Raw genomic sequence first — 15,015 nt, forward strand, 5'->3', positions numbered from 1 at the left:
TCGGGCTCACGGCTCACGGCTCGCGGGTGATGCGGAAGACCTGGGACGTCGTGGCGGCACCCGCGCCGCCCCGCAGGAAGCCCGCGGCGTCGAAGGCCGCCAGCTGGGCGGTCACCGAGGGGTCGGTGCTGGCATCGGCCGCGGCCGCGACCTGCTCGTAGGCCGGGAACTCGTGGGCCCCGACGACGTCGCTGCCCCCGCCGTCGGCGGTCAGCGTGACCAGGCCGACCTCGTCGGGGTTGGCGCGCCCGTCGAGGTGCGGGACGACGTCGTGGCTGTTCTCCAGTGCCAGCACGCCGACGCCGTCGGGCAGGTGCGGCACCGTGCCCAGCGGCGCGCCGAGCGTGACCGCGCCGACGACGTCGTACCCGTGGCCGCCCTCGGTCGCCAGCCGTCCGGCCAGCAGCCCGCCCTGGGAGTGGCCGACCAGCAGCACCGGCTCATCCGAGCGCACGCCGGCCTGCGCCAGCGCGGCGAGGACGCCGTCGCCGTAGGCGGTGCCGCGCCCACCGACGAGTTCGAGGTTGGCCCCCATATCGCGGACGTCGCCGTCGCGCTGCCAGGGCAGGGTGGTCATGTCGTCGGTGCCGGGCAGGTACACGATGTGCCGCGGCCCGTCGGGGGTGTGCAGCGTCTGCACCTCGATGGTGCCCTCACCGTCGGGGGTGCGGGCCAGGGCCGCGACCGCGGCGAGGTGCTCGGTGAGCGCGGTGACGGTGCTCGGCGCACCGCCGGGCATCGGCACGTCGCGGCGCTCCGCCCGGCCGTGCCCCCGCTCGTAGAGCAGGGAGAGACCCGCGGCGGCACCCGCCGCCCCCGGCAGCACGCCGGGGCCGCCGAGCCCGCGGATCAGGTGATCGGCCAGCCCCGGATGCGCGACCAGCGCCCGCTGGCCGAGCTCGTCGGCAGTCACGCCGTGGTCGTCGAGGAACGGTCGCCAGGCCGGCGCGGTGCCGACGGCCAGCACGCCGATCCCGAGCACCGCCGCGGCGTCGACCTCGGCGACGGCCTCCTCGGCCAGCACGTCGGCGGCCTCCAGCAGCGCGAGCGCCGCGCGCACCGCCCGGGCGTCGGCCTCCAGCAGGAGCGCGGCGGCCACCGCGCTCCTCGGCCCGCCGGTCGCCCGCCCCAGCCGCAGCGTCACCTCGGCGTAGGACGCGGGCGCGAACGGTGCCGAGGCCACCAGGGTCGGATCGGTCAGCAGGACGGCGAGCCGCAGCGCCAGCTCCCGCACCCGGTCGCCGCACGCGTCGCAGTGGTCGGCGACGTCATACAGCGCCTCGGTGCGGGCCTCCACGCCTGCGACGCCGCCGGTGACCGTCACCCCGGCCCCGGAGCCGCTCACGGCACGACCGCGGCGACCACGCCGCCGAGCCCGACGGTGCCGGCGACCAGGACGCCCGCCGCCCGCGCCATCTCGGCGCGGCGGTGATCGACCCGTGCGGCGTGCTCCTCCAACGACCGGGCCGCCGCCTGCGCCTCCTCGGTGGCGGTGAGCAGGACGCCGAGGTGGTCGGCGGCCGCGGCGCGGAAGGCGTCGGCCGCGTGCCCGCGCCACGGGACGTCGTCCACCCGGCGACGCAGGTCGTCGGCCTCCCGGCCCAACGCCTCGGCGAGGTGCCGCACCTCGGCGGCGAGACCGGCGAGCCGGTCGGTGTCGATGCTCATGCGAGCCCCCTGCGATGGATCGCGCGGCAGGATGACCGCGGTCCGTTCCGGGTGCCCGCTTCCGGCCTGGGGAGAAACCTCAGCCGCGCAGGGCTGTGGACAACCGGTCCGGAGTCCAGGCTCCCGCCGCTCGTCAGGACATCGCGCGGACCGCCTCGGCGGACACGGGGGTGGCGGCATAGCCGCACAGCACGGTGTTCTTCCCCGGGTCCGGAGCGATGGTCAGGCTCTCCTCGTGCGAGTTCGTGTACTGGGCGTCCGACAGGTGCACGCCCCACATGCTGAACGCCGCACTGAAGCGCATCGTCGAACGCTTCGTGACTTGGGTGGTCACGCCGAAGACGGCCCGGTTCTCCCTCTCGCACCTGAAGGTGATGCTCGTCTTCTCGGTACGGCTCTGGGCCGACGGGTCGACCTGGTACGGGACGTACTTCCACACACCTATGTAGTAGAGCCGCCCGCCGTCACCGAAGCAGATCCCCTGCTGCTTGCGGTACTCCCACATCTCGTAGATGACGCGCTTCTGTCCATGCTTGGTCGTGTAGGACTTGTTGAGGCCGTCGTCCTGTTCGTGACTCGCGCCGAAGTCGGCGCCCACGTACTTGTCGTCGCCGACCTTCGTCGCCACACCCAAGGTGGTCTCGTTGGTGCGGTCCCACGTCCAAGTCAGGTGACCGTTCTTCGGGCCGTCGGTGAACTTCGTGGGGACGAAGGTCCGGCGCTTGCGGGCGTCGGGGAGGAACTCGTAGCCGAGGCTGTCACCGCTGTCGCACGAGGTCTGGTCGGGGAAGCATCCGTAGTCCCTCTCTGGGCAGTCCGCCGAGCCCTTCCTGCGGGCGGTGTGAAGCGGCTTCAACTCTGGCTGTGCGCTTCCGTCGACCCGTACGGTGCCCGTGTACGCGGACGGGTCCGCCGCCGTGCCGTTCGCGACCACTCGCCCGACCGTGTCCACGGCCGCCGTCGGCCGCGGCACTGTCCCCCGCAGCCGCCTGGCATCCGTCACCACGCCCTCCCCCAATTGCAGGTAGAACTGGGTCGTGGACACGGTCCGCCCGACCGCCCGAGCCACGGCATCGACGGGCGCGACGAGGTCCCACTGCCCGTCCTCATCGGGGGTGAAACGGACGTCGTAGACGAGTCCGGGCGCATGGGCCGGCGCACGGTAGACGATCTCGCCGACGATCCCTCCCGCGGAGTCGCGGGGGGCACCGGCCAGAGGCATTTGGACGGTGAAGGCGCCGTCGTCGTCTGTCACGGTGCTGTCGACCAATCCCGTCACAGCGCCCGTGCGAGTCTGCCGGAGGGTCCGGAACTCCACCTCGCCCCCCGGGACCGGGAATCCGGCGGGATCGAGGAGGAAGCCCGTCATCTGCACGACGTCCGTGCCGAGCCTCGGTATCGCGTCGGCCTGAGCAGTCGGCGGTGTCGACCCGAGAAAGGCCGTACTGACGATGGCAGCGATGAGGACCGCCCGAGACGTAGATCGCATGACACCCTCCGAGGGATGGGGATGGGGCCTACCCCTGCCCCGATGCTCGGCGTCGGAAACCACATCCGGCCGTGCCTACCCGCATCGGCGGATTGCAGCCCGATCTCAGCCACGCAGGGCTGTGGACAACCGGTCGAGCGCGGCCGTGATGTCGCTGCCCTGGCCGGCGAAGCTCATGCGCAGGAACCGCCCGCCGTCGACCGTGTCGAAGTCGACGCCGGGGGCGGTGGCCACCCCGACCTCGGCCAGCAGCCGGCGGGCCAGCGCCATCGAGTCGTCGGTGAGGTGGGAGACGTCGGCGTAGACGTAGAACGCACCGTCGGCCGGGGCGAGCCGGGTGATGCCGAGGTCGGCGAGCCCGTCGAGCAGGAGGCGCCGGTTGCCGGCGTAGCGGCGCACGTGTCCGTCGAGCTCGGCGTAGGCCTCGTCGGTGAACGCCGCGATCGCCGCGTGCTGGGCCAGGGCCGGCGGGCAGATGGTGAAGTTGCCGGTCAGGACGTCGACCGCGCGCCGCAGCCGCTCGGGTACGAGCATCCAGCCGATCCGCCAGCCCGTCATCGAGAAGTACTTGGAGAAGCTGGAGAAGACCACCGCCTCCCGCGAGGTCTCCCACGCCGAGCGGGCCATCGCGGGCAGCCCGTCGAGGGGCGCGTACTCGATGCCGTGGTAGATCTCGTCGCTGACCAGCGTGATGCCGCGCTCCTCGCAGCCGCCGGCGAGTGCGGCCAGCTCCGCCGGGGCGAGCATGGTGCCGGTCGGGTTCGCGGGGCTGGCGACCACGAGGCCGCGGATGTCGCCGTGGCGGGAGATCGTCTCGTCGAGCTGGGCCAGCGTGGGTTGGAACCGGGTCTCGGGGCCGGTCGGGATCTCCACGACCTCGCAACCCAGGGCGGCCAGCACGTTGCGGTAGCAGGGGTAGCCGGGGCGGGCCATCGCCACCCGGTCGCCGTGCTCGAAGGCGGCGAGGAAGGCCAGCAGGAACCCGCCGCTGCTGCCGGTGGTGACCACGACGTCGTCCGGGTCGACCTCGATGCCGTGGAAGCGTCGGTGGTGGCCGGCGATCGCGCGCCGCAGCTCCAGGATGCCGGTGGCGGGCGTGTAGCCGAGCGGGTCGCCCGAGCCCAGCAGCCGTACCGCCTCGTCGCGCACCGCCGCCGGCGCGCCCGAGCTCGGCTGCCCGGCGAGCAGGTTGAGCAGGTCGCCGTGGGTGCGCTGCCGCTCGGCACTGGCCGCCAGCAGGTCCATGACGTGGAACGGCGGGACGGCGGCACGCGACGCGGCGGCGAAGCGGGCCGGGCTGTCGGGGACGGTCACCTCACCGAGGGTAGGCGCACCCTCACCCGGCGGTGAGGGCGGAGCCCGCGCGGGCGGCGGCGTGGCGTCCGGCGCGGCGTCCGAAGAAGGAGCCTTCGCCGAGCTGGGTGCCCGAGCAGTAGCTGTTGCCGTCCTGGGCGATGTTGGAGGCGCAGGCGCCGGCGGCGTAGAGGCCGGGGATGACGGTGCCGTCGGCGCGGCGGGCCTGGCCGTCGAGGGTGACGGAGATGCCGCCGAGGGTGAAGCCGGCGTAGAGGGCGACGCCGAGGCTGAGGTCGAAGACGCCCCACGGCCCCTCGGTCTGGGGGGCGAGCCAGTCGGGGTGCTTGCCGAAGTCGGGGTCCTCGCCGACCGCGGCGTGGTTGTTGTAGCGCTCCATGGTCGCGACCAGGGAGTCGGCGGGGAGGCCGAGGGCGGTCTCCATCTCCTCGATGGTCTCGTAGCCGTCGAGGAACTTGACCAGGGGCATGCCCTGCTCGGCCATGTGGGCGGAGTCGGCGATGAGGTAGGCGGTCTGGTCGGTCTGCTTCAGCACGTGATAGCTGGTGCGGGAGTGGTAGGAGTCCTCGGCGACGAACCGGCGGCCCTCCTTGTTGACGATGACGCCCTTGACCAGGCTGGAGGGCGGGTAGAACGGGGCGGTGATGAAGGGCTCGTCCATGTGCTCGAGTGCCGCGCCGACCGAGGCGCCGAGCCGGATGCCCAGGCCGTCGTCGTAGGTGGAGCCGAGGGTGAACAGCTTGGAGCCGAGTGCGGGAGTGTGCTCGGCGACCATGTCGGGGTTCATCACGAATCCGCCGGCGGCGATGACGACGGCCTCGGCGCGCAGGACGCCGGTGCGCTCGAAGTTCTTCCACGCGACCCCGACGACGGTGCCGACCTCGTCGGTGACGAGGTGGGTGGCGCCGGTCTCGTAGCGCACCTCGACGCCGGCGTCCTCGCAGCGGTCGCGCACGAGGTCGATGACGAGCTTGGCGCCCTCGGTGTCGCCGGGCACGGGGACCTTGTGGCCGCGGGGGGCGGGGATCGCGGCGTCGCGGTAGGGGTGGACCTTCTCGTTGCCGGTGAACATCAGCCCCTCGGTGCCGGGCTGGATGACGGCCTTGCCGGGGAAGTAGGAGCGTTCGAACTGGAAGCCGAGGGCCTCGAGCCAGTCGAAGTGCTCGACCGAGCCCTCGCAGTAGGCGCGGATCTTGTCGTGCTCGGGGTGGGCGGAGTTGGCGACGAGGTACTTGTACATCTCCTCGGGGGAGTCCTCGTGGCCGGTGGCCTGCTGCACCGCGGTGCCGCCGCCGAGGTAGAAGTGGCCGCCGGCCATGCAGGTGGTGCCGCCGTGCACCGCGGCCCGTTCCAGGATGAGGGTGCGGGCGCCGGCGCGAGCGGCCTCGAGGGCCGCGCAGCCCCCGGCGATGCCGAAGCCGATGACGACGACGTCGTAGTGCTCGGCGTCGGCCGGCACGTCGGAGGCCGGGAGGACGGCCGGGATCGCGGTTCCGCTCATGCGCGCAAATCTAGAACAAGTTCCAGTTCTGCGCGACGGCCTCGCCCGATCGGCGCCGCACGGCACCCCCGCGGACCGATAGGGTCGGGTTCCGCCACCCCCGACGACGCCGGAAGGTGACATGAGCTTCGACGTCCACCAGCTCGACCAGGTCGTGCTGGTGGGTGCCGCCGTCACCCTCGCCGCCGTCCTCGCCGTGCGGCTCACCGCACGCGCCGGACTGCCGAGCCTCCTGCTCTACCTGCTCATGGGCGTCGCCCTGGGCGAGTCCGGCATCGGCATCCGCTTCGACGACGCCGAGGTCGCCCACGCGCTCGGGTTCGGCGCGCTCGTGCTCATCCTCGCCGAGGGCGGTCTGACGACCTCGTGGCGCGAGGTGCGCCCCTCGATGCGCCTCGGCCTCTCCCTGGCCACGGTCGGCATCGCCGTCTCCACCGCCGTGATGGCGGTGGCCGGCCACTACGTGCTCGGCCTCAGCTGGCAGCTCTCCATCCTGCTCGGCGCGGTGTGCTCCCCGACGGACGCCGCCGCGGTGTTCTCGGTGCTGCGGGTCGTCCCGCTGCCGCGCCGGCTCATCGGCGTCCTGGAGTCGGAGTCGGGACTCAACGACGCGCCCACCGTCGTGCTGGTGACGCTGGTGGCCGGCGGCTCGCTCGCCGAGGAGTCGCCCTGGGCGATGGGCGGCCTGGTGGTCTACGAGCTCGTCGTCGGCGTGCTGCTCGGGTTGGCGATCGGCTTCGGCGGCGCCTGGGTGATGCGGCGCGCGGCCCTGCCGTCGTCGGGTCTCTACCCGATCGCCGTGCTCACCCTCACCCTGCTGGCCTACGGCGCCGGCGCGGCGATCCACGCCAGCGGCTTCGCAGCCGTCTACGTCGCCGCCCTCGTGCTCGGCAACAGCGAGCTGCCGCACCGTGGCGCCACCCGGTCGTTCTCCGAGGGCATCGCCTGGCTGGCCCAGATCGGCCTGTTCGTGATGCTCGGCCTGCTGCTGTCCCCGGGCCGCATCACGCCGGAGACGATCGGCCTCGCGCTGCTCGCCGGTCTCGTGCTCACCTTCCTCGCCCGGCCGCTGTCGGTGGCGATCAGCGCGCTGGTCGACCCGCGCGCGCTCTCCCCGCGCCAGCTCGTCTTCGTCTCCTACGCCGGTCTGCGCGGTGCCGTGCCGATCGTGCTCATGACGATCCCGTTGTCGGAGGGGGTATCGGGGTCGGCTCGGCTCTTCGACCTCGTCTTCGTGATGGTCGTCGTCTACACCCTCATCACCGGCCCGACCCTGCCGCTCGTCGCCCGGGTGCTGCGGGTCGCCCGGCGCAGCGAGCCCCGCGACCTCGACCTCGAGGCCGCGCCGCTCGAACGCATCGCCGCCGACCTCCTCCAGGTGACGATCAGCCCGGTCTCCCGACTGCACGGCGTCGAGATCGGCGAGCTGCGACTTCCCACGGGCGCCACCATCGCCCTCGTCATCCGCGACGGGCAGACCCTCGCCCCCGAGCAGCGCAGCGTGCTCAAGCGCGGCGACGATCTGCTCGTGGTGACGCCGCGTGCGGTGCGCGAGCAGACCGAGCGGCGCCTGCGCGAGGTCAGCCGGCATGGCCGACTGGCCCAGTGGCTCGGGCCGGAGGAGCGGCGCCGGAGGGCGGCGGAGCGGCCCCGCTGATCCAGGCGAGTCGCGGGTTGCGGCTCAGCTCTCGGGCGGGCTGCAGATACGGCTGGCCAGCACCGAGGTGACCGACTCCCGCGGCGTCGTCGGCGCGTCGAAACCGTCGCCGATGACCACGACCACACCGGGCAGGTCGGTCTCGCGGCGCACCACGGTGGCACCGGGACCGAGCGCGCTGAGCACCAGGCGGGTGGAGGCCTGGCGCGGCGTCGTCGTCCAGATCTGCACGGTCGAGACCGCGCTGCCGGCCGGCGCGTTGCCGATGCGCCCGGGCGCGAACCCCTCGTCGGTGAGCTGCTGGAGCACCTCGCTCGCCCGGCCCTCGCGGCTGCCGGCGTTGAGCACGCTCACGACGAGGTCGGACGGCGTGATCTGGTTGCCCGCCGGCACCTCGACGATGCGGCAGTCGGCGTCGCTCGTCTCCTCCGCGCCGGTGCCGGTGGCCGTCTGGAACGGGCTGGACCCGAACGGCGCGGTCAGCTCCCGCAGACCCCACACGAACCCGACCACGAGCAGCAGGGCCAGTGCCGCGAGGGTGAGTGCGCTGCGGGCGCCGTCGCCGAGTACCCGGGTGGAGGTCGACTCCTCCTCGCTCATGCGCCGGCCCCGCCCTCGTCCGCCGCCCAGGCGTAGACCCGGGCGTGCAGGACGGTGCGCTGCTGGAGGGCGGCCCGCAGTGCCCGGTGCAGACCGTCCTCGAGGTAGAGCTCGCCGTGCCACTGGACGACGTGGGCGAAGAGGTCGCCGTAGAAGGTGGAGTCCTCGTCGAGCAGGGCGGCGAGCTGGAGGGTGTCCTTGGTGGTGATCAGCTGATCGAGGCGCACCTGCCGGGGCGGCAGCTCCGCCCAGCCCCGCTGGGTGAGTCCGTGGGGCGGGTACGGGCGGCCTTCGCCCACCCGTTTGAAGATCACGTGGCGACTATAACGACGGGCGCCGGTCGGGCTCCGCGGGCGCGTCCGCCGGTGGTCGTGGCCAGCACGCCGATGGGCCGGTCCGGTGGCGCGAACGCCGCCGGGCCGGCCCGTCGAAGTGGCCCGCCGCGTGGCGGGCATGCCTTCCGCCTCAGGCGGTCCAGCGCAGGGAGTCGTCGATCATGTCGGCGAATCCGTTGATGCCGCGCAGGTCTTCGCGCTCCGCCATGAGCTTGGCGAGCGCTTGCGAGTGTCGGGTCTTCAGGTCCGCACGCGGGGCGGTGTGCAGGTCGAAGCTCCGAGCGGCGCTGGTGGGGTTCTCCATCGTGGCCTCCTGAGGTGTACGGGTGACGGTCCGTCTGGAACGATCCAATCTTTACTCAGGCGGATAGCGCCCAGGTAGCAGGCGGGTTACAGGAGTTTTTCGCCGGATGTGAGCGTGGACACCTATCGGCCGGGCGTACGGTGCGCGCGTGACCACCTCCCTCCCGGACCCCCGCGATGACCGCGACGCGATCTGCGCGCTGAAGTACCGCTACCTGCGCACCCTGGACACCAAGCAGTGGGACGAGTTCGCCGACTGCTTCGTCCCCGAGACCACCGGCGACTACAACGGTCTGATCTTCGACTCCCGCGACGCCCTGGTGACCTACATGCGCACCAACATCACCGAGGGCATGATCACCCTCCACCAGGCCCACCACCCCGAGATCGTCATCGACGGCGACACCGCCACCGGCCGCTGGTACCTCCAGGACAAGGTGATCGTCGAGGCCTTCCGCTTCATGCTCGAGGGCGCCGCGATCTACGAGGACCGCTACGTGCGCACCGCCGACGGCTGGCGGGTCGCCCACACCGGCTACCGCCGCACCTATGAGGCCACCATGAGCCTCGACGACATCCCCAGCTTCAAGGTGAGCGGTCCGGGCACCCACACCCACGTCTGAGCGCTCCTCGCCCGCTCACGGATCGCCCGGCCCGGGTGTCCAGGCCACCTGCACCCGGCGGACGTCGTCCCCGCGGCGCAGCAGGCGGGCCCGCCCGGGGACGGCGGGGGCCGGGCGCAGGCCGCCGAGCACCGGCCCCTCGTCGGGGGAGCCGGCGAGCAGCAGCGCCGGGCCGCCCAGGTCGCGCAGGGTGGTGAGCACCGGATCGCCCCACGCACGCGACACCCCGGCCATGCGGCGGGCGAGCACCAGGTGCAGGCCGATGTCGCGGGCGTGCGGCAGCAGCGGCGCCAGAGGGCGCAGCGGCGACGGGCCGCCCACCCCCAGCAGATCGGCGTCGTCGACCAGCACGAACACCTCGGCGCCGGTCCACCACGAGCGGGCGCGCAGCTCGGCTGCGGTCAGACCGGGGCCGGGCAGCCGCGCGCGCAGATAGGCGGCCAGGTCGGTCGCGATGCGCCCGATCGCCTCCTCCTCGCCGGCGTGGTGGAGCACGTGCCCCTCGGACACCGCCTCCAGCAGCGAACGGCGCGGATCGACGACGATCAGCCGCGCCGAGTCCGGCGCGTGCAGGCGCGCGAGCTCGGCCGCCACCGCGCGCAGCGTGGCCGTGCGGCCCGACCCGGCGTCCCCGAGCACGAGCAGGTGCGGGTCGGCGTCCGGGTGCCAGGTCGCGGGGCCCCAGCTCCGCTCCTCCCAGCCCAGGGCCACCGCTCCCGACGGGACGGCGGGGCGCACGGCGTCGAGGTCGATCCGATCGGGGAGAGTGCGCACCTGCGGTGGCGGCGGCCCCGGCCACGCCTCGGTCAGCGCCCGCGCCACCGGGACGCCGTCCGCGAGCTCGGGGCGGGCGATCAGCAGGTGGTGGCCGCCCGGGGTCAGCCCGCGCCCGGGTCGGTCGACGGGGACGGCCGCGGCGCGGCGGCGGTCGACCGCCGATGCGTCCGGATCGCCCAGGCGCAGCTCGACGCGGGTGCCGAGCAGGTCGCGCAGGGCCGGGCGCAGGTCGCTCCAGCGACGGGCGCCGAGGAGGAGGTGGACGCCGAGCCCGAGGCCCCGGGCGGCCAGGTCGAGCAGCGGCCCCTCGAGATCGGGATCCTCCAGGCGAAGTGCGCCCCAGTCGTCGACCACCAGCACCACCCGACCCTCGGCGCAGGCGCCCCGCTCGCGCTGCGCCCGGGCCCGGTCGGCGAGCAGGTCGCCGGCCGCCTCGACGAGGCGACGCACCGCGGCCGGGTCGTGCGGTGCGGCGATGCCCGCCAAGTGCGGCAGCCGCCAGGTCGCCGGGTCGTCGGGGGAGATCGCCAGCACCTGAAGCTCCCGCGGCGACGCCGCGAGGCTGAGCGCGGCGACCAGGGTGCGCAGGGTGGTCGACACGCCGCTGCGGGCCCCGCCGACCACCGCGACGTGACCACCGGCCCCGGAGAGGTCGACGACGAACGGGTCGTGGCGCTGCTCGCGGGGACGGTCGACCAGGCCGATCGGCACCCGCAGGCCGCCGTCGGCGCGCATGCGCGGCGAGTGCAGCCCCGCGGACCCCGTCGTCACGTCCCCGACCAGCTCGCCCAGCCGCGGTGGTATCGACAACGGCGGCAGCCAGAGCCGGCGGGTCGGCGCGCCCGCGGTCCGCAGCGCCGCGACCTGCGCCTCCAGGAGCGTGGGGCCCGGCCGGGGGGACGGCGGGCGGATCGTCGCCGACCCGTTGCGGAAGGCGCGCAGTCGAGGTGGTCCGCTCCCGCCACCCCCGCAGGATGACGGTGCCGGGTCGCCCAGGTGGACGGCCCGGAACGCCACCGGATCACCCGGCCCGCAGCGCAGCAGCGCATGGCCCGGCGCCTGCGGCAGGTCGACGGCGTCCGGCACCCCGATCGCGGCCCGCGACTCCGCGGCGCTGAAGGTGCGCAGCGCGATGCGGTAGGAGAGGTGGGCCTCCAGGCCGCGCAGGCGCCCCTCCTCCAGGCGTTGGGTCGCGAGCACGAGATGCAGCCCGAGCGAGCGACCGAGGCGCCCGATCGCGGCGAAGAGGTCGGCGCACGAGGGGCGGGCGAGCAGGAGCTCGGAGAACTCGTCGACGACCACGAGCAGGTCGGGCAGGTCGGGCAGGTCGAGAAGCTCGGACGCCGCACCCGCACCGCGTGCTCGGGCCTCCCGCACCGATGCGGCACCGGCCGCCCGCAGCAGCTCCTGTCGCCGCACGAGCTCGCCGGCCAGCACGTCCTCGGCACGTTCGACCAGCTCGAGGTCGTCGGCCAGGTTGGTGATCGCGCCCGCGACATGGGGGAGTGCGGCCACCTCGGCGAAGGTCGCACCGCCCTTGAAGTCGATGAGCACGAAGGTCAGCTCGCTAGGCGGATGACGTGCGGCCAGGCCCACCACGAGGGTGCGCAGCAGCTCGGACTTGCCCGACCCGGTGGCGCCGACCACCAGCCCGTGCGGCCCCACCCCGCCCTCGGCCGCCTCGCGCAGATCGAGCGTGACGGGGACGCCGTCCGGGTCGAGGCCCAGGGGCACCCGCAGCCGTGCCCCGGCCGGCGACCCCGCCGCGTCGAGCAGCGTCCGCCAGCCGGCCACCGCGCGATCGGCGCCCCCGCGCCCGGCCAGGCGCCGCGCGATCGCCTCCGCCGTCGCCGGACCGCAGCGGTCGTGCGCGGGCGTGAGGGTGATCGGGGTGCCGACCGCCGGCGGCTCCGTCGAGGGCATCAGGACGACGACCGTCGTGTCGTCGGCCACCGGCTCTGCGTGGTCCGCTCCGTCGAGCACGATCAGCCGGTGTGCGGCGTCGGCGGCGCCGGTGTGCGGCACCCACTTGAGCCAGTCCCACTCCGGCAGCCGGTCGGCAGCCGCCCGCACCTCCACGGCGAGCGTTGCGGCCGGATGCGTGGCCGCGGCGGAGCAGATCAGCGCGCGTGCCCAGGCCCGGTCGTCGTCCTCGGTGCCGTGGGGGAGGAGCACGCGGTGCTCGCGCAGATCGAGCACGAGAGGGACGTCGTCGACCTCTGCGTGCGCGGTCACCAGCCGGCGTCGGGCCTCCGCGCAGACCGGATCGGTGCGCTCGCCGGGGTCGGGCGCGAGCTGCCAGGTGGCCGCGAGCGGTGCGGCGGCGACGCCGATGCGGACCGCGATCGGATCGCTCGGCGCCGCAGCTCGAGGCGGGTGCGGGAGGTGGGCGAGTCGTTGCGGCAGCAGGTGCGGGGGAGGGAAGCGGTCGAGCGCCTCGGCCCGCTGGTCGGCGGCGCACTGCCGGGCGCGGGCGCGGACCTCCGCCAGGTGGCGCCGGTAGCGCGCCCGGCTGCGGGCGAGCCGGCGTCGGGAGCGACGGCGCTGGCGGTCGAGCTGCGCGCCGGCGACGGCGAGCGTCGCGGTCAGCATGATCCCTGCGGCCACCGCGGCGCGGGCGGGCGAGCCTCCCGCCGAGGTGGTCAGCAGCAGGAGCGAGCCCAGGCCCCCGAGCATCGGGAGCACGGTGAGGGCCGGCCCCGGCGTGGCGTCGTCGTCGGGCAGCTCGGGCGGTGCCTCGATCTCGATACGGGTCACCCGCGCCCCCTACCCGCGCCGGGACGCCCGGACGTCGTCGTCCCCAGGTCGAGTGGCCTGTGGACGAGCGGCCCCGGCCGACCGGAGCGGGGTAGGAGTCCGGCATCCACTCGATCGCCGGTGCGCCGGCCCCCAGGAGCCCCAAGGAGATCGTCATGACATCCCCCCTCGTGCCCGGAACGTTCCGGCAGGGCGAGCACGCGCTGAGCCGCGCGGCCGCCCTCGTCGCCGAGGCCCGGTTCGACCTCGACGCGATCGGGGCCGGCGTCCGCGCCGACGCCGAGCGCCTCCAGGTCCACTGGTCCGGACGCGGTGCCACCGCCTTCGCCGCCCTCGCCATTGCCTGGCAGGAGCGGCAGGCCCGCATCGTCGGAGCCCTCGACGACTTCGAGTCCGGTCTGCGCGGCGCCGAACGCGTCGCCGAGTCCGCCGACGAGGAGCAGAACGCCGGGCTCCTCGCCCTCCAGCACGCCCTCGGCGCCGTCCCCGGTCGCTGAGCCCCCGGATCCGCCCTGAACTGAAGGAGAACCACCATGACCTTCGACGGCATCCTCGTCGATCACGCCGGCCTCGACGCCGGCGCCGCCGACCTCGCCCGGGGGGTGCGCTCCCTCGAGGAGCGGCTGCACCGGCTCGAGGCCGATCTCGCCGGGCTGCGCGGCGTGTGGGCCGGTGCGGCCGAGCAGTCCTACACCGAGGCCAAGGCCCGCTGGGACGCCTTGATCGGCGAGATGAAGGAGCTCCTGGCCCGCACGGCGGTGACGGTGGCCCGCGCCAACGCGGAGTACGCCGCCGCCGACCTGCGGGGCGCCGCGCTCTTCGGCTGAGCGGGTCCGGCCGTGACCGCACCTCCGCTGCTGCGCGCGACCGTCGTCGGTGGACGCCGCCGCCTCGACCTGCACCTGCCCGCCGAGGTCCCCGTGGTCGAGCTCGTGCCCGAGCTCGCTCGCGCCTCCGGCCTCCCCGTCACAGGGGCGTGGGCGCTCGCGTCGATCGCCGGTGAGCCGCTCGACCCGGAGCGGTCCCTGGCACGGCAGGAGGTGCCCGACGGCGTGCTGCTGGTGCTGCGGCCCGATCCCCTCCCGGTGCCGAGGCTCCGCCACGACGACCCGGTGGAGGCCTGGACCGCCGGCCGGCCCGCGCCGGTCGGCCCGGGCCTCGAGGTGGCCGTCGCGGCTGTCGTCGTCGGACTCCTGACCGGCCTCGCGGCCCTCGTGGGCCCCCTCCCGTCTGCGGCGGTGGGCCCCCTGGCCGCGATGGCCGCCGCCCTGTTCTGCGCCGTGCCGGGAGTCGCCGCGCTCGCGCTGGGCACGCCGTCCGCCGAGGGTCCGATCGGGGTCGAGGCCGCGGCGGCGCAGGTACGCCGGGCGGTGGCGCTGACGGCCGTGCTGGGGGCGGGCCTCGGCGCGACGATCGTCGTCCTCGTGCCCGCTCTGGTCGCCAGCGGCCCCGCCGGCCTCGCGCTCGCGACGGCCTGCGGCGTCGTCCTGCTCGACCGGGCGGCGCCCGGCACCGCCCGGCTCCCCGGTGCGACCGTCCTCGCCACCGTGGTCGGCTCCGGCCTGTTGCTGCCCGAGGTGCGGCCGGTCGTGGCGGCCGTGCTCGTGCTCGTCGGCGCCCCGGCGACCCTGCTGCTCGGCTCCGGTGCCCGCTGGCCGGTGTGGTTGCCCCGGCATCGGCTGGTGGACGCCGTCGGCGTGGTCGCGCTCGTCGCGTTGGCGCCGTCGGCCGCGGTCACGGCCGGGCTGCCCGATCTCGTCCGGGAGCTGGTGCGATGACGCTCGGCCCGACTGAGGAGCATGCCGCCGTCATCGCCGCCGAGCATCGGCGCCGCTGGGTCGAGGCGACGGTCGGTCCGCGCCCGTCGGCCGCCCGCGCGGTCGTCGCCGGCGTCCTCGCGACCCTCCTCGCCCTGGGTGGGGTCGCCGCGGTGGAGGTGCTGGCGGCCGACGCCCCGGCGCGCCCGGCCGAGGAGGCCGGCCGATGAGACG

15 protein-coding genes are annotated in these 15,015 nt (G+C 74.7%); 6 read left to right on the forward strand and 9 right to left on the reverse strand.

Annotation, left to right across the window (positions count from 1 at the left end; genetic code table 11):
• Window positions 1-13: 13 nt before the first annotated feature.
• From ABD671_RS13775 to ABD671_RS13795, 5 genes are all read right to left on the reverse strand, one after another.
• Window positions 14-1,345, reverse strand: a complete 1,332-nt coding sequence (locus tag ABD671_RS13775) for an alpha/beta fold hydrolase (RefSeq protein ID WP_344733992.1) — start codon at window positions 1,343-1,345, stop codon at window positions 14-16.
• Complete coding sequence (locus tag ABD671_RS13780; protein WP_344733993.1) at window positions 1,342-1,668, reverse strand: putative T7SS-secreted protein; 327 nt, start codon at window positions 1,666-1,668, stop codon at window positions 1,342-1,344. The genes ABD671_RS13775 and ABD671_RS13780 overlap by 4 nt, the downstream gene beginning before the upstream one ends.
• 133 nt (window positions 1,669-1,801) lie before the next feature.
• Complete coding sequence (locus ABD671_RS13785) at window positions 1,802-3,157, reverse strand: hypothetical protein (protein WP_344733994.1); 1,356 nt, start codon at window positions 3,155-3,157, stop codon at window positions 1,802-1,804.
• A gap of 105 nt (window positions 3,158-3,262) precedes the next feature.
• Window positions 3,263-4,471: an aminotransferase class I/II-fold pyridoxal phosphate-dependent enzyme gene (locus ABD671_RS13790; RefSeq protein WP_344733995.1), complete on the reverse strand. Its 1,209-nt coding sequence runs from the start codon at window positions 4,469-4,471 to the stop codon at window positions 3,263-3,265.
• A 22-nt stretch (window positions 4,472-4,493) separates the two neighbouring features.
• Window positions 4,494-5,972, reverse strand: coding sequence for an FAD-binding protein (locus tag ABD671_RS13795; protein WP_344733996.1), 1,479 nt, complete (start codon window positions 5,970-5,972; stop codon window positions 4,494-4,496).
• Window positions 5,973-6,093: 121 nt separating this feature from the next.
• Between ABD671_RS13795 and ABD671_RS13800 the strand changes: the two genes are divergently transcribed.
• The gene (locus tag ABD671_RS13800; RefSeq protein WP_344733997.1) at window positions 6,094-7,629 is read left to right on the forward strand and encodes a potassium/proton antiporter; all 1,536 of its coding nucleotides are present in this window, start codon (window positions 6,094-6,096) and stop codon (window positions 7,627-7,629) included.
• A gap of 24 nt (window positions 7,630-7,653) precedes the next feature.
• On the opposite strand, the gene ABD671_RS13805 is transcribed toward ABD671_RS13800, so the two are convergent.
• The 3 genes from ABD671_RS13805 to ABD671_RS13815 all read right to left on the reverse strand — a co-directional run bounded on the left by ABD671_RS13805 (window position 7,654) and on the right by ABD671_RS13815 (window position 8,868).
• The gene (locus ABD671_RS13805) at window positions 7,654-8,229 is read right to left on the reverse strand and encodes a LytR C-terminal domain-containing protein (RefSeq protein ID WP_344733998.1); all 576 of its coding nucleotides are present in this window, start codon (window positions 8,227-8,229) and stop codon (window positions 7,654-7,656) included.
• On the reverse strand, window positions 8,226-8,543 hold the full coding sequence (locus ABD671_RS13810) for a type II toxin-antitoxin system VapB family antitoxin (RefSeq protein ID WP_344733999.1): 318 nt from the start codon (window positions 8,541-8,543) through the stop codon (window positions 8,226-8,228). The genes ABD671_RS13805 and ABD671_RS13810 overlap by 4 nt, the downstream gene beginning before the upstream one ends.
• Window positions 8,544-8,694: 151 nt before the next feature.
• Window positions 8,695-8,868 (reverse strand): hypothetical protein, encoded by a 174-nt coding sequence (locus tag ABD671_RS13815; protein ID WP_344734000.1) that lies wholly within the window; start codon window positions 8,866-8,868, stop codon window positions 8,695-8,697.
• 148 nt (window positions 8,869-9,016) lie between these two features.
• Between ABD671_RS13815 and ABD671_RS13820 the strand changes: the two genes are divergently transcribed.
• A complete protein-coding gene (locus tag ABD671_RS13820; protein WP_344734001.1) occupies window positions 9,017-9,490 on the forward strand; it encodes a nuclear transport factor 2 family protein in 474 nt (157 codons plus the stop codon).
• Window positions 9,491-9,505: 15 nt separating this feature from the next.
• On the opposite strand, the gene eccCb is transcribed toward ABD671_RS13820, so the two are convergent.
• On the reverse strand, window positions 9,506-13,024 hold the full coding sequence (eccCb, locus tag ABD671_RS13825; RefSeq protein ID WP_344734002.1) for a type VII secretion protein EccCb: 3,519 nt from the start codon (window positions 13,022-13,024) through the stop codon (window positions 9,506-9,508).
• A gap of 155 nt (window positions 13,025-13,179) precedes the next feature.
• On the opposite strand from eccCb, the gene ABD671_RS13830 reads away from it, so the two are divergent.
• From ABD671_RS13830 to ABD671_RS13845, 4 genes are read left to right on the forward strand one after another with little or no spacing between them, the layout of a single operon-like run.
• Window positions 13,180-13,521: a WXG100 family type VII secretion target gene (locus ABD671_RS13830; protein ID WP_344734003.1), complete on the forward strand. Its 342-nt coding sequence runs from the start codon at window positions 13,180-13,182 to the stop codon at window positions 13,519-13,521.
• A gap of 36 nt (window positions 13,522-13,557) precedes the next feature.
• Window positions 13,558-13,851 carry a WXG100 family type VII secretion target gene (locus ABD671_RS13835; RefSeq protein ID WP_344734004.1) on the forward strand — a complete coding sequence of 98 codons (294 nt, stop codon included), beginning with the start codon at window positions 13,558-13,560 and terminating at the stop codon, window positions 13,849-13,851.
• Between the two features lie 12 nt (window positions 13,852-13,863).
• Window positions 13,864-14,802 carry an EsaB/YukD family protein gene (locus tag ABD671_RS13840; protein WP_344734005.1) on the forward strand — a complete coding sequence of 313 codons (939 nt, stop codon included), beginning with the start codon at window positions 13,864-13,866 and terminating at the stop codon, window positions 14,800-14,802.
• Window positions 14,799-15,011, forward strand: a complete 213-nt coding sequence (locus tag ABD671_RS13845) for a hypothetical protein (protein ID WP_344734006.1) — start codon at window positions 14,799-14,801, stop codon at window positions 15,009-15,011. Before ABD671_RS13840 ends, ABD671_RS13845 begins: the two co-directional genes overlap by 4 nt.
• The last annotated feature ends 4 nt before the right edge of the window (window positions 15,012-15,015 follow it).

It is taken from the genome of Nocardioides fonticola (assembly GCF_039536805.1).
Taxonomy (GTDB): domain Bacteria; phylum Actinomycetota; class Actinomycetes; order Propionibacteriales; family Nocardioidaceae; genus Nocardioides; species Nocardioides fonticola.